Annotated in this window: 20 protein-coding genes; 1 reads left to right on the top strand and 19 read right to left on the bottom strand. The window is 63.4% G+C overall.

Annotation, left to right across the window (positions count from 1 at the left end; all coding sequences use genetic code 11):
* Nucleotides 1-49: 49 nt before the first annotated feature.
* The 11 genes from ftsZ to ftsW form a co-directional block, all read right to left on the bottom strand.
* The gene (gene ftsZ / locus AN189_RS03445; protein ID WP_056031096.1) at nt 50-1,678 is read right to left on the bottom strand and encodes a cell division protein FtsZ; all 1,629 of its coding nucleotides are present in this window, start codon (nt 1,676-1,678) and stop codon (nt 50-52) included.
* A 177-nt stretch (nt 1,679-1,855) separates the two neighbouring features.
* On the bottom strand, nt 1,856-3,190 hold the full coding sequence (gene ftsA, locus AN189_RS03440) for a cell division protein FtsA (protein WP_056031094.1): 1,335 nt from the start codon (nt 3,188-3,190) through the stop codon (nt 1,856-1,858).
* Nucleotides 3,190-4,071 (bottom strand): cell division protein FtsQ/DivIB, encoded by an 882-nt coding sequence (locus AN189_RS03435; RefSeq protein ID WP_056031091.1) that lies wholly within the window; start codon nt 4,069-4,071, stop codon nt 3,190-3,192. The genes ftsA and AN189_RS03435 overlap by 1 nt, the downstream gene beginning before the upstream one ends.
* A complete protein-coding gene (locus tag AN189_RS03430; protein ID WP_056031088.1) occupies nt 4,059-4,937 on the bottom strand; it encodes a D-alanine--D-alanine ligase in 879 nt (292 codons plus the stop codon). Before AN189_RS03430 ends, AN189_RS03435 begins: the two co-directional genes overlap by 13 nt.
* Before the next feature lie 117 nt (nt 4,938-5,054).
* The gene (murB, locus tag AN189_RS03425) at nt 5,055-5,993 is read right to left on the bottom strand and encodes a UDP-N-acetylmuramate dehydrogenase (protein ID WP_056031085.1); all 939 of its coding nucleotides are present in this window, start codon (nt 5,991-5,993) and stop codon (nt 5,055-5,057) included.
* Nucleotides 5,990-6,250, bottom strand: coding sequence for a DUF2484 family protein (locus AN189_RS03420; protein ID WP_056031082.1), 261 nt, complete (start codon nt 6,248-6,250; stop codon nt 5,990-5,992). Before AN189_RS03420 ends, murB begins: the two co-directional genes overlap by 4 nt.
* A complete protein-coding gene (locus AN189_RS03415) occupies nt 6,247-6,501 on the bottom strand; it encodes a DUF2484 family protein (RefSeq protein ID WP_056031079.1) in 255 nt (84 codons plus the stop codon). Before AN189_RS03415 ends, AN189_RS03420 begins: the two co-directional genes overlap by 4 nt.
* Nucleotides 6,498-8,081, bottom strand: a complete 1,584-nt coding sequence (locus AN189_RS03410) for a hypothetical protein (RefSeq protein WP_157057372.1) — start codon at nt 8,079-8,081, stop codon at nt 6,498-6,500. The genes AN189_RS03415 and AN189_RS03410 overlap by 4 nt, the downstream gene beginning before the upstream one ends.
* Nucleotides 8,082-8,085: 4 nt before the next feature.
* Nucleotides 8,086-9,480 (bottom strand): UDP-N-acetylmuramate--L-alanine ligase, encoded by a 1,395-nt coding sequence (murC, locus tag AN189_RS03400; protein ID WP_253279540.1) that lies wholly within the window; start codon nt 9,478-9,480, stop codon nt 8,086-8,088.
* A gap of 20 nt (nt 9,481-9,500) precedes the next feature.
* A complete protein-coding gene (gene murG, locus AN189_RS03395) occupies nt 9,501-10,592 on the bottom strand; it encodes an undecaprenyldiphospho-muramoylpentapeptide beta-N-acetylglucosaminyltransferase (protein ID WP_056031071.1) in 1,092 nt (363 codons plus the stop codon).
* A complete protein-coding gene (gene ftsW, locus AN189_RS03390; RefSeq protein WP_056031068.1) occupies nt 10,589-11,758 on the bottom strand; it encodes a putative lipid II flippase FtsW in 1,170 nt (389 codons plus the stop codon). The genes murG and ftsW overlap by 4 nt, the downstream gene beginning before the upstream one ends.
* Before the next feature lie 154 nt (nt 11,759-11,912).
* Here ftsW and AN189_RS03385 point away from each other — a divergent pair, with 154 nt between their 5' ends.
* Nucleotides 11,913-13,097: an NAD(P)/FAD-dependent oxidoreductase gene (locus tag AN189_RS03385; protein WP_056031065.1), complete on the top strand. Its 1,185-nt coding sequence runs from the start codon at nt 11,913-11,915 to the stop codon at nt 13,095-13,097.
* An 87-nt stretch (nt 13,098-13,184) separates the two neighbouring features.
* Here the strand turns inward: AN189_RS03385 and murD are convergent, their stop codons facing one another.
* The 8 genes from murD to AN189_RS03345 are packed head-to-tail and all read right to left on the bottom strand — an operon-like array spanning nt 13,185 to nt 22,201.
* Nucleotides 13,185-14,582 (bottom strand): UDP-N-acetylmuramoyl-L-alanine--D-glutamate ligase, encoded by a 1,398-nt coding sequence (gene murD, locus AN189_RS03380; RefSeq protein WP_056031062.1) that lies wholly within the window; start codon nt 14,580-14,582, stop codon nt 13,185-13,187.
* Between the two features lie 25 nt (nt 14,583-14,607).
* A complete protein-coding gene (gene mraY / locus AN189_RS03375) occupies nt 14,608-15,690 on the bottom strand; it encodes a phospho-N-acetylmuramoyl-pentapeptide-transferase (protein WP_056031059.1) in 1,083 nt (360 codons plus the stop codon).
* 27 nt (nt 15,691-15,717) lie between these two features.
* Complete coding sequence (gene murF, locus AN189_RS03370) at nt 15,718-17,133, bottom strand: UDP-N-acetylmuramoyl-tripeptide--D-alanyl-D-alanine ligase (RefSeq protein ID WP_056031057.1); 1,416 nt, start codon at nt 17,131-17,133, stop codon at nt 15,718-15,720.
* Nucleotides 17,130-18,623 carry a UDP-N-acetylmuramoyl-L-alanyl-D-glutamate--2,6-diaminopimelate ligase gene (locus AN189_RS03365; protein WP_056031054.1) on the bottom strand — a complete coding sequence of 498 codons (1,494 nt, stop codon included), beginning with the start codon at nt 18,621-18,623 and terminating at the stop codon, nt 17,130-17,132. The genes murF and AN189_RS03365 overlap by 4 nt, the downstream gene beginning before the upstream one ends.
* A 19-nt stretch (nt 18,624-18,642) precedes the next feature.
* On the bottom strand, nt 18,643-20,427 hold the full coding sequence (locus AN189_RS03360) for a penicillin-binding protein 2 (RefSeq protein WP_056031051.1): 1,785 nt from the start codon (nt 20,425-20,427) through the stop codon (nt 18,643-18,645).
* Complete coding sequence (locus AN189_RS03355) at nt 20,424-20,783, bottom strand: hypothetical protein (RefSeq protein WP_056032093.1); 360 nt, start codon at nt 20,781-20,783, stop codon at nt 20,424-20,426. Before AN189_RS03355 ends, AN189_RS03360 begins: the two co-directional genes overlap by 4 nt.
* Nucleotides 20,783-21,754, bottom strand: a complete 972-nt coding sequence (gene rsmH, locus AN189_RS03350; RefSeq protein WP_056031048.1) for a 16S rRNA (cytosine(1402)-N(4))-methyltransferase RsmH — start codon at nt 21,752-21,754, stop codon at nt 20,783-20,785. Before rsmH ends, AN189_RS03355 begins: the two co-directional genes overlap by 1 nt.
* Before the next feature lie 9 nt (nt 21,755-21,763).
* Nucleotides 21,764-22,201, bottom strand: a complete 438-nt coding sequence (locus AN189_RS03345) for a division/cell wall cluster transcriptional repressor MraZ (protein WP_056032090.1) — start codon at nt 22,199-22,201, stop codon at nt 21,764-21,766.
* Nucleotides 22,202-22,319 lie beyond the last annotated feature (118 nt).

Below are 22,319 nucleotides of genomic sequence, written 5' to 3'. Positions count from 1 at the left end.
TGAAAAAGCCGCCCACTTTGGGGCGGCTTTTTGGTGACGATAATCGTCTTTAGTTCGCTTGGCGCCGCAAGAAGGCGGGAATCTCGATCCGCTCCTGATCGGGATCGATGTCAGCCTCGGGGCGCTGATGCGTCATCGGCTGTTCCCGCCGGGCGCTGACCTGCGGCTGCTGACGCGGTGCTGCGGGGGCCGCCGGCTTCTGGTCGCCCGTCATGCGGTTGATCAGCGAATTGATCCCGAAACGCGGCTTTTCGGCTTCGGTTTCCTGGGGGGCGGCGGCACGCACCGGCGCTTCTTTGGGTTGACGCTGCACGGCGGCCTGCAGACGCGCAAGCGCCTCTGCCGACGGCTCACCCGGACGGGCGGCGCGCGGTGCGGTGAACTGCTCGGATGCGTCGATTTCGGGTTCGACGCGCGGACGGTAGGCTGGCGGCGGCAGATCATCGTCAAGATCGGCGGCTTGCGGGGCTGCGGGACGACGCGCCTCTGCGGCGTGGCGATCCTCCATCTCGTCCAGCAGGCTGCGCTCTGCGCGCTCTTCGCGGCGCGGTGCCTCGACACGGGCTGCGGGCTGCTCATAGCGACGCGGCTCTTCGCGGACGGGGGCCGGTTCAGCGCGGGCGACTGGCTCTTCACGGCGCTGTTCGCGGACAGGTTCACGTACCGGCTCGGACACACTGCGGCGCGGCTGCGGTTCTGCACCCGACTTGACGGCCGCATCGATGCCGGTGGCGACCACAGAGACGCGCATCCGGCCTTCCATGCTGGTGTCAAGCGTGGAACCCACGATGATATTTGCCTCGGGGTCGACCTTTTCGCGGATCTCGTTCGCGGCCTCGTCCAGTTCGAACAGGGTCAGGTCATACCCACCGGTGATGTTGATCAGCACACCACGCGCACCCTGAAGGCTGATTTCGTCCAGCAGCGGGTTCGCGATGGCCTTTTGCGCAGCCTGCTTGGCGCGATCTTCGCCCTCGGCCTCGCCTGTGCCCATCATCGCCTTGCCCATCTCGTCCATGACGGCGCGCACGTCGGCAAAGTCGAGGTTGATCAGGCCCGGACGGACCATCAGGTCGGTGACACCCTTGACGCCCTGGTACAGCACGTCGTCAGCAAGTGCGAAAGCTTCGGTAAAGGTGGTGTTTTCTGTCGCCAGACGGAACAGGTTCTGGTTGGGAATGATGATCAGGGTATCGACGACCTTTTGCAGGGCCTCGACGCCTTCTTCGGCCTGACGCATGCGGCGTCCGCCTTCGAACTGGAACGGCTTGGTCACGACACCGACGGTCAGCACACCCAGTTCACGCGCGGCCTGTGCGATGATCGGGGCAGCACCGGTGCCCGTACCGCCGCCCATGCCTGCGGTGATGAAACACATGTGGGCACCGGCCAGCATATCGACGATCTGCTCGATGCTCTCTTCGGCGGCGGCCGCACCCACGGTGGCGCGTGCGCCTGCACCCAGACCTTCGGTGACCTTGAGGCCCATCTGGATCTTGGCTTCGGACTTGGACTGTTGCAGCGCCTGCGCGTCCGTATTCGCGACAACGAACTCGACACCGTCGAGCTCTTTTTCAATCATGTTGTTGACTGCATTGCCACCGGCCCCGCCGACACCGAAAACGGTGATGCGTGGTTTCAGGTCCTCGTGGCCCGGAAGGGAGAGATTCAATGTCATGCTCGGTCCGCCTGTTTTTATGTTGCACCCGTCCCACCGGGCAGAAATCACCTAATTCCCTTTATAGTAGCGGCTCTGCGCGCATACGTCACCCGAAAACCACACTGGGACCACAAAATGTGGCATGAATCCGCACAATTTTTTCACGATATGGCGAGTCGCGCCAAATCTTGATTCTCACCAATTGTCGCGAAACCATTTCACGGCCCGTTTCAGCGACCGTGCGGGATAGGTTTCCGCCGGCACGTCGAAATCCCACCATTCGTCCTGCGGGTTGGCCGCAAACAGCGCAAGGCCGACCGACGACGAAAATGCAGGTCCCGTCGCCGCCTGTGGCAGACCCTGAACGCGCAACGGACGCCCCAGACGCACCTGCTGCCCCAGGATTTTCGCCGCAAGCCCGTCCAGCCCCGGAATCTGGCTGCCACCGCCGGTCAGGACGATCTGCTGGCTGGGCAGATATTCGAACCCCGCCGCATCCAGACGGGCGCGCACCTCTTCGAGGATTTCCTCGATCCGCGGCCGCATGATGCCGATCAGTTCGGCCCGGCTGACGGTGCGCCTGTCACGTTCCCAGTCCCCGGTATCGCCGCCGATCTCGATCATCTCACGGTCGTCCATGCCTGTGGCGACCACGCCGCCATAAAATGTCTTGATCCGTTCGGCCGTCTGCATCGGCACTTGCAGACCCATCGAAATATCGCCGGTGACGTGATCGCCCCCCATTCGCACCGCGTCGGAATAGATCATGTGTTTTTTCATGAAAACCGACAGGCTGGTGGACCCGCCGCCCATGTCGATACAGGCGGCGCCCAGTTCCTGTTCGTCCTCCACCAGGCTGGACACACCGGACACATAGGCAGAGGACGCGATCCCGGCCAGTTCCAGATCACACCGCTTGATGCAGAAAAACAGGTTGCGGATCGCCGTGGCGTCCACCGTCAGCAGGTGCAGGTCGGTTGCAAGGGTCGATCCCATCTGGCCACGCGGATCGGCCAGACCGCTGCGGTGATCCAGTGCAAAGTTCACAGGCTGCGCGTGCAGCACGTCACGGTCTTCACCGAAATCGGGAACATCGCAGGCGGCCAGCACACGGCCGATATCGCCTTCGGTCACGATGTTGTCGGCCACCTCGACACTGCCATCCAGACCGTAGGACCGCGGGCGGGCACCGGCAAAACAGGCGATCACGTGATCGACACGGACCTCGGCCATTTTCTGCGCGGCCTGCACGGCAGTGCGGATGGCACGTTCGGTTTCCTGCATCGCGTCGATTTCACCAAAACGCACACCGCGCGACCGCGTGGTGGCCGCCCCGATCACCCGGAAACGGGACTGTCCCGCCAGGGACCCCACGCCGTCATTGTCGCCCAGGCGGTCAGGACCGTCAAAACGCAGCACAAGACATGCGATCTTGGACGTGCCGACGTCCAGAATGGCGATCACGCCCCTCTGCATCGCCGCCTTGCGCACATTCCGCATAGCCCGTTGCGTTTCGTATAAATCCCGCATCACTGCCCCACCTGTTGAATTCTGCCTGTCGTCGCGGCGTTACGCGTTGCCGCCACCGCCTCTGGGTTCATCCGGACCGTCGGTCGCTGCGGCATGCGCATGTCGACGATTGCCACGTCGCGATCCAGAAGATCCTGCGCCTCGTGCAGCGCGATGATCCGGTCCAGTGCCGCGACCGGTGCGTCAGCGGGCAACAACAACTGCTGACCGTCCTCCAGCACCATGTTCCAGCGCCGACCGCTGACCCGCACCAACCCGCGCATGCGATCCGCGATGGGACCCGCACTCCGGAACAGGGTCAGCGCCTCGTCGATATGGCCCTGCACACCGTCACCACCGATCAGCGGCAAATCCAGCCGGTCGACCCGCGCGGCCAGATCGCCCGCGAACACACCCTCCGCATCGATCATCCGCAGCCCGTCGGGCGTGCGCCAGATCGCGACCGGCACACGCGGTGTCACGTTGATTTCCAGCGCACCCGCGTCACCGACCCGCACGCGGGCCTCGGCCACCGCATCAAGTGCGACGACATCATCGCGCAGCTTGTTCAGATCCAGGTCAAAGGATGACACCGGAAATTCGGTCTCCACGAGGCTTGCAACCGCGTCGGCCAGTTCCTCGTCGGTGCCGTTGATCGCAAGGCCCGACACCATGAATTGCGGACGTTCCTGAAACGCCTGCTGTGCCGCGGTGATCCGTTCAGCCAGCAGTGCCCGGTTGCCCGCGTTCATCGACCAACCGCCAGCGATGGCCGCGATGATCAGGGCCGGCACACCCAACCGCAAACCGGTGCGCACACCGGGCGTCAGCATCCAGCGCTGCCAGCGATAGCCCCATTTCGACGGAGCGGGATCACGGATCGGTCGGGTCACCGGTCGCATGACGCATCCTCGACCAAGGTGCGGCACAGGGTCGGGAAATCGATTCCGACATGGGCCGCCTGTTCAGGGGCCAGCGATGTGGGGGTCATACCGGGTTGCGTGTTGGTTTCCAGCAGGATCAAGCCATCCAGATCGCGGGTTTCATCCCAGCGAAAATCGGTGCGGCTGATACCGCGACACCCCAGCAGCAGATGTGCCTTGAGCGCATAGTCCATGCAGGCATCGAAAATGTCCTGCGGCAGATCGGCGGGGATGACGTGGCGCGAACCACCGGCCTTGTATTTGGCATCGTAGTCATACCAACCGTCCGTCAGGATATCGGTCACGGTCAGGGACCGGTTGCCCAAAACGGTGACGGTCAGTTCACGCCCCGGCGCAAAGGCCTCGACCATCACGCGGTCAGGCATGTCATCCGACAGCGGCGGCGGTGCATCGGCCATATCGTGCACCAGATAGATCCCGACACTGGACCCTTCGTTATTGGGTTTGACCACATAGGGCGGTGCCATGACGTGACCGGCGCGCACATCGGCGGAGGCCGCAATCAGGCTGGGCACAACCGGAAGTCCCCCGTCCACATAGGCCGCCTTGGTCCGTTGCTTGTCCAGTGTCAGCGCCGAGGCCAGCACACCGCTGTGGGTATAGGGAATGCGCATCCATTCCAGCAGACCCTGCACGCAGCCGTCCTCGCCCCAGCGACCATGCAGGGCGTTGAACACCACATCGGGTGCGATATCTGCCAGACGCGCGGCCAGATCGGGGCCTGCATCCAGTTCTGTTACGTCAAATCCTGCCTCGACAAGCGCCGCCGCACATTCGCGGCCCGTTGACAGCGAGACCTCTCGCTCTGCCGATGGGCCGCCCATGAGGACAACAACTTTAGAGGGTGCCACTGATGACATGCCCTTACCGCCTCGCTCGCGGGTCGTTTGCGACCCGTCATTATGAAATGGCCCTTGCCCGGGGCCGCCCCTTTTCGGGGATTATGTCTTGGTGTCATGCGGGGCCCGTTCGCCGACCCGCATGATTTCCCACTCTAGTGTGACGCCCGATTCGGCGTAAACCCTCTTTCTGACCTTTTCACCCAAATCTTCGAGGTCTGCGGCAGTGGCACCACCGGCATTGGTCAAAAAGTTGGCATGCATCAAGTTCATGACAGCACCACCAAGGGTCGCGCCGCGCATGCCGGCGTCCTCGATCACCTTCCACGCCTTCAGTTCGTGGGTGTCGTCATCGCGCCCGGTGGACGAATGGCCCACCGGATTGCGGAACGTGCTGCCCGCCGTGCGGTCCCTGGTCGGTTGGGTCTGGTCCCGTTTTGCCAGCTGGTCCGCCATGCGCTGCTCCAGCTCTTGCGGATCACCCATGGGGCCGCGCAGCGTCGCGCCGACCAGCACGGCCCCATCGGCCAACGTGCTGGACCGGTATTGAAATTGCAGATCCTCGGCCCGCAGGGTGGCCCGCGTGCCATCGCGCAGCACGACATCCGCGCTGACAAAGACATCCGCCACATAGGACCCGTAACAGCCCGCATTCATCCGCACGGCCCCGCCGATACTGCCGGGAATGGTGCGCAGAAATGTCAGATCGACGCCCGCCTCGGCCGCGCGGCGCGCCACGTGGGCATCAAGGGCAGCAGCCCCGGCCGTCACCGTATTGCCGTCCACCGTGATCGCGTTGAACCCACGCCCCAGCCGGATCACCACGCCGCGCACGCCGCCGTCGCGCACAATCAGGTTCGACCCCACGCCCATCGGGAACACGGGCACCGCCGGGTCGAGCGCGCGCAAAAAATCCGCCAGATCATCGGCATCGGCAGGCTGGAACAGCACATCGGCAGGACCACCGACGCGCAGCCAGGTCAGGCTGTCCAGCGGGCGATCGGGTGTCAGCGTGCCGCGCACGGATGGAAGGTCGATCATTCGGCAGGCTCCTGCGGACGACGGGCACGTAACCAGCGGCCCAGATAGATGATGGGCCAGCGCAGGACAGAGCAGCCAGCCGCCATGAACAACAGCCCGATCAGCGGACCATTCACCCAGGTCACCCACCCAAGCAGGGGGATGCCAAGGGCGATCATGCCATAGGCAAAGCGCCAGTGATTGTCACGTGACGGGAACATCGCGACCACATTGGCGGCGATCAGCCACAGCAGGCCAAGGATGATGGGCAGGCTCATTTTGGCACCTCCGGGTGGTGGCCTCGCAGCCGCGCGATCAGGTAACGCAGCGGATTGCGAAACATCGAGACAAAGGCCAGCGTCGCCACCAGCCCCACGATCCACCCCAGATCAACGGCCAGCCAGACGATCAGCACGGGTGCCACCAGCAACAAGGCCACCCCCGGCACATATTGGTATCGCATGGAAAGGAAGGCGGTGATGGTCGCTGCAATGACCCAAAGCGCCGCGATGATGAGGGAGGGGGTCATGAAAGCATCCCCGGAAATCCATTTTCGCCAAGATACTTAAAGTATCCGTCGACCCAAGGCGCGCTTTCTGCGACCGCCTCCTGAAGAACATCGACGAACTTATCACCTGCCACTGCCATATCAGACACGTCCTTAAGACGCTTTCCAAGGTTGGTTTTGTCCGCCCCAACCTCTTCCTCGTAGCTCTTGATCGTCGTCGCGGCGTTGGCACCCATGCGATAGGCGAACTGCCACGCCATTTGCTTCTCTGTCTCCGTTGCATCAGGATCGACCAGCGCCTTGACCGCCAAACCGGCAAATAACTCCATCTCATCTGTGCCGTCGGTCATCATGCCGAGGCAATTGCGGATCGCTTGCAGTGTCTGGGCTTCAGTCGCCTTTTCGACTGCAATCGCGGTGCGCAGTTTTTCCTTTGCGCGCACCTCTTCCGACATCAGGCAAATTTCGGACTGTGCGGCACGCATGTCGTCGATCAGGCTGGCAACCTCGGCCGCTGGCGGCAAATCCTGATCCTGCAAAACACGCATGACGTGTTTTTCGTATCTTATGATTTCATCGTGCAGGGCCTGTGGGTTTTCCTTGTACTTGCTAATGACCTTTCGAAAATCAGCCAATTCAGGTTCCAGCGTATCGTAGCACATCGCGTTGAGCTGGTTGTCCGAAGTCCCTCGATTACTGCGCCGCTTATAGTCGCTCAACGCGCCTCGCAATTTTTTCACAATCTCAGACAGATCGACGGCTTTGACCGCAATCAGATCAAGCCGATCCTTTTTGCGGTTAACCAGCGCCCGCAAACCGTAAGCATGGCCTGCCTCAAAATCCTCTGCGCGATAGCGCCCCAGCACAGCGTCAAACATCGGATTGACGTGGGCGGGGCCTTTTTTCCAGTCATCATGGCCCAGCTTGTTCAAAATGTCGGCCATGTCTGCCGCCAGAAAATCACGGCCAGACAGGACGCGTTCATACCACGCGATCCAGAACGACCAGTCGGCGGATGTGTCATCGCACAAAATCTGCTTTACCGTCGCCCAATCGTCGCGCAGATCGTCAGGCTGAGGCAATGCCGTCCAAAGGCCTGTCATGTCCGCCTTTGGCAGTTCGACCTCTGCTGTCAGATCGGCTCTGACAGCCAGCCATAAATCAACTATTTTAGCTCCGCCAGCCGCCATGGCCGCGCCGCCGCCAGCTGCGTCGACTTCAGCGCCTGGGACACTGGTGTATGCGGCGCTGGCGGCTGCAAAAGCGGCATAGGCGACCGCGGCACGGACTGAGTCTGCATCGGTCCCGACGACATATGCAGCAGCAGCAGCAGACGCGGCAGCAGAAGCGGTGGCGGTAGATGGTCGGCTAGGCCAGACTGCCGCTGATCCGCCGATTGCCGATGCACCAAAAATTGACAGACCGAGATATTGTGTGTGGCCATTCTGCGGAAGTTTTTCGAAGCATTTCGCACCAAGTGGTAACACCCTTGCTGCCGCGCGGAACGCAACACGGCGCGCCGTAATCAGCCGCACATCTTCTGGCAGCGCGTCCAGATACCGCTTTAGGCTCTCCTTGTCCTGAACCTCTGCAACTTCCACTGCCCTAGCCTGCCAGCCGGTCTTTCAGGGCGTAGGCCCAGGCGGAAATCGTCCCGGCGCCGAGGCAGACGACCATATCGCCCGGCACGGCTTGTTCGCGCACGAGGCGTTCGAGGTCTTCTTCGGACGACACCGCCCGCGCGTGGCGGTGGCCGTGGCGGATCAGCCCTGCGACCAGATCGTCGCGCGATGCGCCGGGGATGGGGTCTTCGCCTGCGGCATAGACGTCCGAAATTCCCACGACATCGGCGTCGTTGAAACAGGCGCAGAATTCATCGAAATGATGCGACAGGCGCGAATAGCGGTGTGGCTGGTGAACGGCGATCACGCGGCCCTTGGTCGCCTGACGCGCGGCCTTGAGCACGGCCGTAATCTCCACCGGGTGATGGCCGTAATCGTCGATGATCGTGATGCCGCCGACCTCGCCCACAAGTGTGAACCGGCGGTTCACGCCGCCAAAGCCTGCCAGTGCCGCGCGGATCTGCGCCTTGGTCATGCCAAGGTGCCGCGCGACGGCAACGGCGGACAGCGCGTTGGATACGTTGTGATCGCCGGGCATGGGCAGCACGCAGCCCGTGATCACGTCGTCCTCGGATTGCAGGGCGATGTCGAAATGCGCCTTGCCCCCCTCATAGGTCAGGTTGATCGCACGCACGTCGGCCTGCGCATTGAACCCGAAGGTCACGACCCGGCGGTCGGTGATCTTGCCCACCAACGCCTGCACCTCGGGGTTGTCGGTGCAGCAGACGGCAAGGCCGTAGAACGGAATGTTGGACACGAAGTCGAGGAAGCCCTGACGCAGGTTTTCGATCGTGCCCCAGTGGTCCATGTGTTCGGGGTCGATGTTGGTGACGATGGCGATGGTGGCGGGCAGGCGGTTGAATGTCCCGTCACTCTCATCCGCCTCCACGACCATCCACTCGCCCTGCCCCATGCGGGCATTGGACCCATAGGCATGGATGATGCCGCCGTTCACGACCGTGGGGTCAATGCCCCCCTCGTCCAGCAGCGCCGCGACCATGGTGGTCGTCGTCGTCTTGCCGTGGGTGCCCGCGACAGCCACGTTGGATTTCAGCCGCATCAGCTCGGCCAGCATTTCGGCCCGGCGCACCACCGGCAGCCCGCGCGCGCGCGCCGCGTCCAGTTCGGCATTGCCCGGTTTGATGGCCGAGGAAATCACCACGACCTGCGCATCGGCAAGGTTTTCGGCCACCTGACCGATGAACACCTGGGCACCCATGTCCGACAGGCGTTTGGTGATTGGCGTGGCCTTCAGGTCGGACCCCTGCACGGTGTAGCCATGTTTCATCAGCACCTCTGCGATGCCGGACATGCCGATCCCGCCGATGCCCACAAAATGAATGGGACCTACGTCCAGTGGCAATTTCGTCGGTGCCATATGCTGCAAACTCCCGTCCATCATCTGTGTTCACCCGCAAGGTCCAAGACCAGCGCAGAAAGACGCTCCGTAGCGTCCGGTATCCCGCAGGACAAGGCCGCCTGCGCCATTTGTCCGGCCCCGGTTGGGTGCAACAGGACAGTTTCCATGTGCTCGGCCAACGCCTCGGGCGTGAACTTGCTCTCTGGCATCAGAATTGCGGCCCCCGCATCGACCATCTGACGGGCGTTGGCCGATTGCTCATCCCGTATGGCACTGGCAAGCGGGACGAACACGGCTGGCCGCCCGATCACACTGAGGTCTGCCACCGTGCTGGCACCGGACCGCGCGATGACCAGCTGCGCCTCGGCCATCAGTGTCGGGATGTCGTAAAAGAACGTCTGCACATCAGCCGCGATCCCGGCCTCGGCATAAAATGCGTCCACGCGGGCGACGTCCTCGGCGCGGGCTTGCTGATGCACGCGAATGTTGCGTCTCACCTCAGCCGGCAAGGCCGCGATCGCCGCAGGCACGACGTCGGACAGAATACGCGCGCCCTGCGATCCGCCGATCACCAGCACCGACATCGGGTAATCACCCGGCGGAATATAGCCAGCCCCGGCACGATCAAGGATCGCCTGGCGCACGGGATTGCCCGTGTGGATGCCCGCAACCCCTTCGGGCAATTCCGTAGGCCAGGTGCCGCAGGCAATGGCGTCAACCCGTTTGGCAAACATCTGGTTCACGCGGCCCAACACGCCGTTTTGTTCATGGATCATGCGCGGGATGCCCAGCACGGTCGCGGCCGTCATCGCGGGAATGGCGGGATACCCGCCGAATCCCACGACCACATCGGGCCGGTCACGCCGCATGCCCATGATGGCCTGAAGCGCACCCCCCGCGATGCGCAGCGGCACACCCAGTTTGGCCAGCACACCGCCACGCGCGAAGGTGGCGCTGGCAACCGTCGTCACCTCAACCGCGTCCGGAAAGCCACCGGCATAGCGCGCTCCACGCTCATCGGTAGACAATTTGACCCGCCACCCGCGCGCCAGCATCGCCTCGGCCAGGGCCTGTGCGGGAAACATGTGCCCGCCGGTGCCACCGGCCGCGATCATCAACAGCTTGCTCATCGTGTGGCCCGCCGCATCAGGATGTCACCGATTTCGCCCTGCGGACGGCTGCGGGTGAAAGCCAGCAGCATGCCCACGGCGATCCCGGTCGCGATCAGCGACGATCCACCATAGCTCACGAACGGCAGGGTCATGCCCTTGGCCGGCAGCAGCCGCACCGCCACGCCCATGTTGATCATGGCCTGTACGCCGAATGCGCAGGCAAGCCCGGTCCCCGCCAGCCGGATGAACGGATCGCGTTCCCGCATCAGGCGCGACAGGCTGCGCACGACGATCACGGCATAAAGCGCAATGATCACCACCACGCAGATCAGGCCGTATTCCTCGGCTGCGACGGCGATGATAAAATCGGTATGCGCGTCGGGCAGCGACCATTTCACCTGACCCTCGCCCACGCCGACACCGAAAAACCCGCCCTCGCGGATGGCGTTGGTCGCATAGCCCAGCTGGGTCGTGGGATCGACATCGGGCGACAGGAAACCGTTGATACGGCGGGCAAAGTGTTCGGAGCTGTTGTAGGCGAAGAACCCGACGCCCACGACGCAGGCCGCGAGCCCCATCAGCAAGACCATCGGCGCACCGGCCACGAAATACATCACGCCCCAGGCGAACAGCACCAGACAGGCTTGACCGAAGTCAGGCTGGAGGGCGAGAAAGGTCACGATAATCAGCGTCAGCGCAAAACTGTACAGCCGTCCCGGCGGGCCGCCCACGCTCATGGCGGCCGCCATCATCCAAGCGGACATGATCACGAACCCTGGCTTTAGAAATTCTGACGGCTGGACCGAGGCAAACCCTAGTGAATACCAGCGCGTGGCCCCCTTGCCGAAATCGGTGCCAAGGATCGGCAGCAAGGCCAGCGCGACAAAGGCCGCGAGGAATCCCAGAACACCCAGACGGCGCACCATCACCGGCGACATCAACGAAAACCCGAACATCGCGGCAATGGCCATCCCGCCAAAAAAGGCCTGGCGCGTGACATAATAGAACGGCGGCAGCCCGTTTTTCGCAGCCAGCGGCGGTGAGGCCGCCAGTCCCAGCAACATGCCGATGCCGAACAGCACCAGGATGCAGCACATCGTCCATTTGTCGATCGTCCGCCACCAGCGCGGCAAGACAGGATCACCTGTCACCACGCGTGGCGCGCCATACACCATCTCGGTCATGCAAATTCCGCCCGAATTGCCTCGTTTCGCCCGGTTTCTCCGGGTCTGAGGGAAACGTTAACCCGATTGCGGCGCTGATTCTACTTCTAATTGACGCAGGCCCCTGCGCAGGCAGGCTCTTGCAAACGCCGCCATTTCGGGCGAACCCGCCGTCATGCAGGTGAACACGTTGATATTGGGGGCCGGTGCTGCCGGAATGATGGCCGCGGCCCATGCGGGACCGTCGACGATTGTGGTCGATCACGCACGGGCACCGGGCGAGAAAATTCGCATCTCCGGTGGCGGGCGCTGCAATTTCACCAACCTTTACGCGGAACCAGCCAATTTCATCTGTGCCAATCCACATTTCATGAAGTCGGCGCTGTCGCGCTATACCCAGTGGGATTTCATCGATCTGGTGAACGCCCACGGCATCGCACGGCACGAAAAGACGTTGGGGCAGCTGTTTTGCGACGACAGCGCAAAACAGATCATCGCAATGCTGCGCGCCGAGATGGATCGCGCCGGCGCACAGCTGTGGTTGCAGACCACCGTGGGCGAGATCACCCATGACGGCGCATTCCGGGTCAGCCTGATGCGCGAGGGGCGCGAGACGCGGATCACCGCGCGCAACCTCGTTCTGGCCACGGGCGGCAAATCCATCCCCAAGATGGGGGCGACCGGACTGGCCTATCAGATTGCCGCACAATTCGGACTGCCACTGGTCACGCCCCGTCCCGGCCTCGTGCCACTGACCTTCGGCGATACCTTCAAACCGCTCGCCGGTGTCGCGCTGCACAGCCGGGCGCAGGGACAAGGGCCCGCCTTTGAAGAGGCCACCTTGTTCACCCACCGTGGCCTGTCCGGGCCCGCGATCCTGCAAGCGTCAAGCTATTGGCAAGAGGGCGAGAGCATCACGCTGGACCTGTCGCCGCAAACCGCGCTGTTCGATCTGCTGAAATCCGCGCGGCAGACCGCCGGTCGCCGTGCCCTGACCACTGTCCTTTCACAACATTTGCCCGCCCGCCTTGTCGCGTATCTGGCCGATGACTTGCCAAAATCGAACCTTGCCGATCTGTCTGATGCCAGGCTGGCCGCCATCGCGCAACGTTTGCACCACTGGCAACTGACCCCCGCCGGGTCAGAGGGCTACCGCACCGCCGAGGTCACCCTGGGGGGCATCGACACCGATGCGCTGAACTCTGCCACGATGGAGGCCAAGGACCTTGCGGGGCTTTATGCCATTGGCGAGGCCGTGGACGTCACCGGCTGGCTGGGCGGTTACAATTTTCAGTGGGCCTGGTCGTCGGGATGGGCCGCAGGCACCGCCATCGCCAAGGCCGCGCATCATCTTGCCTGAAATACTCCGGGGGAGGCGCGCAAGCGCCGGGGGGAGCGCCCCCTGCAACACCCGGTCGCAGCTCTCCACGGCACGGGTCCGCGGCTGTTAGCGCAATGCGTCCGTGACCAGTTCCGCGAAATGATCGCCACGCGCGGCAAAGCTGTCGTATTGATCGAATGACGCGCAGGCCGGTGCCAGCAGGACCACATCGCCGGGTTCAGCCTCGGCCATGGCCTCGGCCACCGCCCGGTCCATCGTCGTGCAGATCGACGCCGTGACCCCCGTCAGCTGGCGGGCGAAATCCTCTGCCTCGCGGCCGATGACATAGGCCTTGGCCACGGAACCCAGATGCGGCAGCAGCCCGTCCAGACCGCCTTCCTTTTGCAATCCACCACAGATCCACCGGATTCGGCCAAAGGCCTGAAGTGCCTGAGCCGCGGCATCCACGTTCGTGGCCTTGCTGTCGTTTACATAGGTCACACCATCCCGTTCGGCCACGACCTGCGACCGGTGCGGCAGACCGGGATAGCTGCGCATCGCAGCCTCGATCCCGCGCGGCCCAAGGCCCAGCGTTCTGGCCGCAGCGTAGGCGCAACAGGCGTTCTGGTGGTTATGCGCCCCCGGCAGTCCGGCGATTGCACGCAGGTCGATGGACGCCACCTGGCGGCCGCGCCTGTTTTCGGTCAGGAACCCCTTTTTCGCGCAAACCGTCCAGCCATCCGCCAGCTTGCGCGTGACAGACACGCGGATCAGCCGGTCATCACTGACATCGGCAACCAGCTGGTTGGCCAGATACCGTCCCTCATCCTCGTCCACGCCGATCACCGCGCGGTCCGGGCCACCTTCGGAAAACAGCCGCCGCTTGGCCGCGAAATAGCCGCCCAGACCTGCATGGCGGTCCAGATGATCCGGCGAGATATTGGTCAGCACAGCCACATCCGGGGTCAGATGCCGCGCAAGTTCGGTCTGGTAGGACGACAGCTCCAGCACGACCACCTCTCCGTCGTGGGCGGGTTCGATATCCAGCACACCACGCCCGATGTTGCCCGCCAGCTGCGTCGGTCTACCGTTTTCAGCCAGAATGTGATGCAACAGCGCCGAGGTGGTGGATTTGCCGTTGCTGCCGGTGATCGCTATCACACGTGGCTGCGTGTCGAACCCATCCCAATCGTCGGTAGCAAAGGACCGGAAAAACAGGCCGATGTCATTGTCGACCGGCACGCCCGCATCCCAGGCGGCCGCGATGACGGGGTTGGGGGCCGGATACAGATGCGCGATGCCGGGGCTGACGATCAGCGCCGCAATTCCGTCAAATGCGCCGGGCCGTGTCAGGTCGCGGACCTCGAAACCCTCCAGCTCTGCTGTCTCGCGTCCACGCGGGCTGTCGTCCCAGACGATGGCCCGCGCCCCGCCCGCACGCAGCGCTTGTGCTGCCGCAAGGCCGGATCGCCCCAGGCCAAGAACCGCAACGGATTGGTCCGCAAAACCCTGAACGGGGATCATGACAATGCCTTTCGCTGGGGCGGGTCTACCGCACCTTGAGTGTAGCAAGACCGATCATCGCGAGGATCAGGGCAATGATCCAGAACCGGATCACGATCTGCGGCTCGGCCCAGCCCTTTTTCTCGTAGTGATGGTGGATCGGGGCCATCAGGAACACGCGTTTGCCTGTCCGCTTGAAATACAACACCTGGATGATCACCGACAGCGCCTCGACCACGAACAGGCCGCCAACGATGGCCAGAACGATTTCGTGCTTTGTCGCCACGGCGATTGCACCCAGCGCACCGCCCAGGGCCAGCGACCCGGTATCCCCCATGAACACGGCAGCCGGCGGCGCGTTATACCACAAGAACCCCAGCCCCCCACCGATCAGACCCGCACAGAAAATCAGGATCTCGCCGGAATCCGCCACGTAATGCAGGCCAAGCGAATCCGCGAAATCCACACGTCCAACAAAATACGCAATGATGCCAAAGGTGCCAGCCGCGATCATCGCAGGCATGATGGCCAGCCCGTCCAGCCCGTCCGTCAGGTTGACGGCGTTGGCGGCCCCCACGATCACGATCATCGCGAAGGGCACGAAAAAGAAACTGAGGTTGATCAGCACATCCTTGAAAACCGGCACCGCCAGCTGGAATTGCAGGGTCTCGGGGTGAAAATACGATGCCCAGAGGGCCGCAATTGCCGCAATGGCAAACCCCAGACCCAGACGCACCTTGCCGGGGACGCCGTCGGTTTTCTGTTTGCTGACCTTGGCGTAATCATCGGCAAAGCCGATCGCCGCAAAGCCCAGCGTCACGAACAGCACCATCCAGATGTAGGGGTTGTCCCAGCGCGCCCACAAAAGTGTCGAGGTCGTCAGCGCCCCCACGATCAGCAGCCCACCCATGGTCGGGGTGCCCGCCTTGACGAAATGCCCCTCGGGGCCGTCACTGCGGATCGGCTGGCCCTTGCCCTGCGTGCGGCGCAGAACATTGATCAAGGGCAGGCCAAAGATGAACCCGAACACCAGCGCCGTCATGAATGCACCACCGGCGCGGAAGGTGATGTAACGGAAAAGATTGAAAAAATCGCCGCCGTCTGACAGGGCTGTGAGCCAGTAAAGCATAATGTGGTTCCCTTGCTGGACCGCGCGTCAGCGATGCCCGAGTTTTCGGATGGCGTCAACGACGCGAGAGACCTGCGATCCCTTGGACCCCTTGACCAGCACGACATCGCCTGCGTCGATCAGGCCCATGACGGCATCCGCCATGTCATCGGCATTCGGTGTCCATTGGCCACGCTGATCAGCCGGGAGGGCGTCGAACAAGGCGCGCATGCGCGGCCCCGCACAGTGAACCGTGGTCAGCGCAGCCAGATGCGGGCAAGCCGCAAGGTCCGCGTGCATCTGCATTTCGTCCGGTCCCAGTTCCAGCATGTCCCCCAGGATCGCGATACGGCGGCCCGTCTGGATCAGGCCCACGCCATCGCGCGGTGTGCTGGCGGCCAGAACTTCCAGCGCTGCCGTCATCGACGTGGGATTGGCGTTAAAGGCATCGTCGATCAGGTCAATCGTGCCACTTTCTTCGCCTTGGTCGACGATCACCTGTTCGCGCGTGCCGCGCCCCTGCGGCGGCAGCCATTGGCCCAGGTTCATGGCCGATTGCGCGGGGTCCGCGCCCAGTGCATCGGACACGGCCAGAACCGCGACGGCGTTCATGGCGAAATGGCGGCCAGGCACGGACAGTTTGCACAGATAGTCTGTTCCGGCATGCCGGGCCGCGATGATCGTGGCCGCATCCGTGATGCGCACATCACCGACCTGCCAATCGCCCGAGGTTCCAAATGTGATAATTTCAGCGCCGGATTGCGCGGCAACATCGCGCAAGATGTCGGATGTGTCCAAGTCCGCATTCAGAACTGCGGTGCCACCCGTGGCCAGACCCGCGACGATGGACGCCTTTTCATGGGCGATGCCCGCCAGATTCTCGAACGCCTCGAGGTGGGCTGCGGCAACCGTGGTGACCAGGGCCACATGCGGCCGCGTCAGCCGCGACAGCGGTGCGATTTCGCCGGGATTGCTCATGCCGATCTCGATCACCGCATAGGTGCAATCGGCAGGCATCCGGGCCAGTGTCAGCGGCACACCCCAGTGGTTGTTGTAGGACGCCTCTGCGGCATGGGTCGTCCCCTGCGGGGCAAGTGCTGCACGCAGCATTTCCTTGATCGACGTCTTGCCCACCGATCCGGTGACAGCCACGATCCGCGCAGCCGTGCGCGCGCGCGCAAAGCGCGCAAGATCAACCAGCCCGCCCAGAACATCATCCACAATCAACAAGGGCGCGTCATCGGCAACCCCGGCGGGCCGATGGGTGACAAGGGCCGCAGCGGCCCCTTTTTCAAGCGCCTGGGCCACGAAATCATGACCGTCACGGGCAGCAGTCAGCGCCACGAACAGATCGCCCGGCCGGATCGTGCGGGTATCGATCGACACGCCCTGCGCCTGCCAGTCTGCCGTCGTCGTGCCGCCGGTGGCCGCTACCGCATCGGCACTGGTCCACAACACGGTCATATCCGCCCCTCCAGTGCGGCGACCGCGACACTGGCCTGTTCGGCATCGTCGAATGGCAGCACCGTGTCGCCCACGACCTGACCTGTCTCATGTCCCTTGCCGGCGATCAGCAGCGCATCGCCGGGGCCAAGCGCGTCGATCCCGCGCAGGATCGCCTCGGCCCGGTCACCCACCTCGATCACTTCGGCGCTGTTTTCTGCGGTTGCCCCTGACAGGACAGCCGCCCGGATATCGGCGGGCCTTTCGGACCGGGGGTTGTCGTCGGTCACCACCACCAGATCGGCATTGGCGGCGGCCGCCTGCCCCATCAGCGGGCGTTTGCCCTTGTCGCGATCACCACCGGCCCCCACGACCACGACGATCCGACCCATCACATGTGGCCGCATCGCGCGCAGGGCCGTCTGGATCGCATCCGGGGTATGCGCATAATCGACAAAGACCGGCGCGCCGTTTTCACGGGTCGCCACCAGCTGCATCCGGCCCCGGACGGTCGTCAGCCTGTCCAGCGTCGCAAACACATCCCCGGCAATGGCACCCGCCGCGATCGCCAGACCACAGGCCACGACGACGTTGTCGGCCTGAAATCCGCCGATCAGGTTCAGACGCGCCCGGAACGGACGATCCTGCCACATCAGCTGCAGATCCTGGCCGGTATCATCGAAACGCTGGCCCACGATCCGCAACCGCGCATCGGGGCTGCGGCCCGTGCCGATCACCTCGATCCCGCGGGCGGTGCACAGGCTGGCGACCTCTTGGCCGCGTGGATCGTCAAGGTTGATGACCGCCACGCCGTCCTGCGTCAGCACCCGGGTGAACAGGCCCATCTTGGCCTCGAAATAGGCGTCAAAGGTTTCATGATAGTCCAGGTGGTCCTGGGTAAAGTTCGTGAAACCGGCAGCCGCCAGCACGACGCCGTCCAGCCGCCGCTGATCCAGTCCATGCGATGATGCTTCCATCGCGGCATGGGTCACGCCGTCCTCTTCGGCCTCGGCCAGCACACGGTGCAGCGTGACCGGATCGGGGGTGGTGTGATGCAGGGGTGCTGTCCATGCGCCCTCGACCCCCGTGGTGCCCAGGTTGATCCCCGCATAGCCCAGCAGTTCCCAGATCTGCCGGGTAAAGGTCGAGACCGAGGTTTTCCCGTTCGTGCCAGTGACGGCGACCATGACCTCGGGGTGGGCCCCGAACCACAGCGACGCGGTCTGCGCCAGCGCCTGACGCGGGTCCTGTGCGACGATCAGCGCCACATCGCTGGCAGCCAGCGCATCGGCAGCAAGTGCCGCACCTGCGGCATCCGTCAGGATGGCAGCGGCCCCTTGGGACAGCGCCTTTTCGACGTAGGCCGCACCGTGGACCGTCGTGCCCGGCAGAGCTGCGAACAGATAACCGCGCTTGACCGCGCGGCTGTCGGTTTCGACACCCAGAATACGGGGGTTCCGACCACCTCGCGCGTGCAGCCCGAGGTCCAGCAGGGTCTTGATCTCGGACATTGTCGTTCTCCGGCGGGCGTCAGTTCGAGGAGAGTGTTACACTAGCCTGCACGGTGGGTTCAATCTGTGGTCTGATCCCCATCAGCGGTGCGACGCGCCGTATCATTTCCGCCGCGACCGGCACCGCGGTCCAACCGGCCGTGCGCCGGGGATCGTCGCCCGCACTTTCGACGGGTTCGTCCAAGGTCACGACCACCACATACTGCGGATCAGATGCGGGAAAGAGCGACGCAAAGGTCGTGATGGTCTTGTCGTCGTAATAGCCGCCGCCGTTTGCTTTTGGTTTGTCGGCGGTGCCGGTCTTGCCCGCGACCTGATAGCCCGCGACCTCGCCCATTGATGCGGTGCCCCGAGTCACCACCTGTCGCAACATGTCGACGGATCTTTGGGCGACCTCTGGCCGCATGACGCGCGGACCGACCTGCGCCGCATCACGCCGCAACAGGGTCGGTGTCACCCGCGTGCCGCCGTTGGCGATAATCGCATAGGCCTGTGCCAGATGCAGCGGCGAGGTCGAGATTCCGTGACCGAATGAAATCGTGGCCGTGTTCACCTCGCCCCAGCGCGGTGGCAGCAGGGGACGCCCTGACGGGGCCTCTGACAATTCGATCAGCGTGGGTTCGGTCAGGCCCAGGTCTGCAAGGAAATCCTTTTGCCGCTGGCCGCCGATCTGAAGCGCGATGCGGGCCGTGCCGGTGTTGGACGATTCCACGATCACGTCGGTCGCAGTCATGGCGGGGTCCATGCGGTGAAAATCGCGGATCCGTTGGCGACCAAAGGTCAGCGGTCCCGTGGTGTCGATCATCGTCGCAGGATTGATCAGCCCCAGTTCCATCGCCTGTGCCACGGCAAAAATCTTGAACGTCGAGCCAAGTTCATAGACCCCCTGCACCGCACGATTGAACAGCGGACTGTCGGACTGGTCGCCCGTGGTCAGCACGGGCGGGCGATTGTTGGGATCGAAATCCGGCAAAGAGGCCAGCGAAATGATCTCTCCGGAATGGATATCCATGATGATGGATGCCGCACCCTTGGCATTCAGCAGGGCCATACCCCCCGCCAGAACCTCTTCGGCAGCGGCCTGCACGGTCAGATCCAGCGACAATTCCAGTGGTGCGCCTTCGTTGGCGGGATCACGCAGCAGGTCGTCAAACCGGCGTTCGATCCCGGCAACACCGATGACCTCGGCGCTGGACACGCCCTCGCGCCCATAGGACGCGCCGCCCAGCACATGCGCCGCAATCGGTCCGTTGGGATACAGTCGCATTTCGCGCGGACCAAACAACAGGCCCGGCGATCCGATGTCGTGCACCTGCTGCAATTGTTCGGGCGAAATCTGGCGGCGGACCCAGACGAATTTCCGCGCGCCGGTAAAATCCTTCAGCAGCCGTTCTTCGTTCAGATCGGGAAAGATCTGAGCCAGCTCGCGGGCCGCGCGTTCGGGTTCGATCATCTGGTGCGGCTGCGCGTACAATGCATGTGTCGCGAGGTTCGTCGCCAGAATACGGCCGTTGCGATCCACGATGTCGGCCCTCTGGCCGATGATCGGATTGCCGCTGTCCACGACGCGCGGTTCCTCTGGCATAGAGGCGGCCAGCGTGGACATCCGCACCCCGATGGTTCCAAAGGCCAAGGCAAAGGCAGCCCCGAGGAGAAGCAAACGCGATTCCGCCCGGGCGCGGCTGCGATCGGCCATCGCCTCGTGACGCAGGCGCAGGTTTTCCTTTTCGATGACAGACGGGTCCTCGCCCGTCTCGCGGGCCTTGAGAACGCGGGCAAGCGGGCGCAGCGGCGTGCGGATCACAACGGGTCCTCCTCGCTGGATGGACCGATCGAGGTCACATCGATGGGGTTGGTGATCGGCAGGATATCGGGGATCGGATAGACGATATAGCGCGCGTCACCAAAGCTGTCGGGCGACAACGGCAGCAGACCCAGCCGGTCAAAATTCAGCTCTGCCAGATCGTTCAGGCGGTCCGGGCGGTTCAGATAGGCCCATTCCGCACGCAACATGCCCAGACGTTCATGCGCATCGCCGATCTGCGCCTGAAGCCGGCGGACATCCTTGATCGCTGTCTGCGTGCGATAGTTTTCCTGATAGGCCCAGAACCCAAGCCCCATCACGGCCAGGGCAGCCGCAATATACATCACGAAACGCATCATCGTTCTGATTTCCTCAACGGCATGCCCAGATCGGCGCGGGCGATGGATTCGGCCGGGGCGTCGGTGCGGGTGGCGACCCGCAATTTGGCAGAGCGTGCACGGGGGTTGGCCGCGACCTCTGCGGCATCCGCCGCGATCGCCTTGCGGGTTTTCTGGGTAAAGGCAGGTGTGACCTCTTCCAGTGCGGGGGCATAGCGGTTGGCATTGGCCGTTGTGCCGCTGCGCGCCTGGATGAACCGTTTGGCCATCCGGTCCTCGACCGAATGAAAGGTCACGACGGCCAGCTGGCCACCGGGCCGCAATGCGCGTTCAGCCGCCATCAGGCCTTCGGCCAATTCACCGTATTCGTCATTCACCGCGATGCGCAGCGCCTGAAACGTTCGCGTCGCAGGGTGCGACTGGTTCGGTTTGGCGCGCGGCAGGCAGGATTCCACGATTTTCGCCAGTTGCAGCGTGGTCGTGATGGGCCGGGCCGCAACGATCGACCGCGCGATGCGGCGGCTCATCCGTTCCTCGCCATATAAATAGATGATGTCGGCCAGTTCCGATTCCTCGGCCGCGTTCACCAGATCAGCGGCCGAAGGACCCGATTGCGACATGCGCATGTCCAGCGGGCCGTCACGCATGAACGAAAACCCGCGCTCTGCCAGGTCCAGCTGCATCGACGACACGCCCAGATCCAGCACCACACCGTCGAGGTCCTGCGCATAGGTGTCGAGTTTGGAAAATTCGCCGGCGACACAGGTGATGCGGTCGCCGTAGCCTGCGATCCAGTCCTGCGCCATTTCGAACGCCAGTGGATCACGATCCACCGCGATGACCCGGTCAGCGCCGGCATCCAGCAGGCGGCGGGTGTATCCGCCCGCCCCGAATGTGCCGTCCAGCCAGGTGCCGCCTATCGGCGCACAGGCGTCGATAATCGCGTTGATCAGAACCGGAATGTGGGGGGCGTCGCTGGCAGATGACATGCGTTCGACCTACTCGACCAGGCTCATCGGGTCGAAATCGGCACCCTGCTCTTCGATCCAGTCATCCAGCGGGGCGTCAACCTCGCCTTCAAAGTTCTCGAGCTTCCAGATCTGGAATGAATCGCCCTGCCCCATGAATTTCAGCTCACCCTCGACGATGCCCAACTTCTTGCGAAACGCCAGCGGCATCACGACGCGCCCGTCCTTGTCGACGGTCAGCTCGTCCGAATAGCCCATGAACAGGCGGCGCAGCTTGGATTTGTTGGGGTTGCTGTCGGGCATGTCCAGAATGCGCCGCATCTTGGCGTTGAATTCGGTCATGGTCATGATCTGCAGGCTCTCGCCCAGGTGATTGCCGAACAGGATCTTGGCCTGCATGGGTTTGTCGGGGGACCATTCGGGGTCGCCGGCCTCGATCACGCGACGAAATTTGGCCGGGATGGACATGCGTCCCTTCCCATCCACTTTCGACTGAAACTGGCCTGTAAAACCCAGGTCCACCGTGATCCTTCCTGCCCGCCCCAAATGCGTCCTTGAATGTGGAAACGGCGGATTGAGTTAGCTG

The sequence above is a fragment of the Loktanella sp. 3ANDIMAR09 genome (assembly GCF_001420005.1).
GTDB lineage: Bacteria > Pseudomonadota > Alphaproteobacteria > Rhodobacterales > Rhodobacteraceae > Loktanella.
Note: the sequence above shows the minus strand (reverse complement) of the source record. Positions and strands in the feature narration are given on the sequence as shown.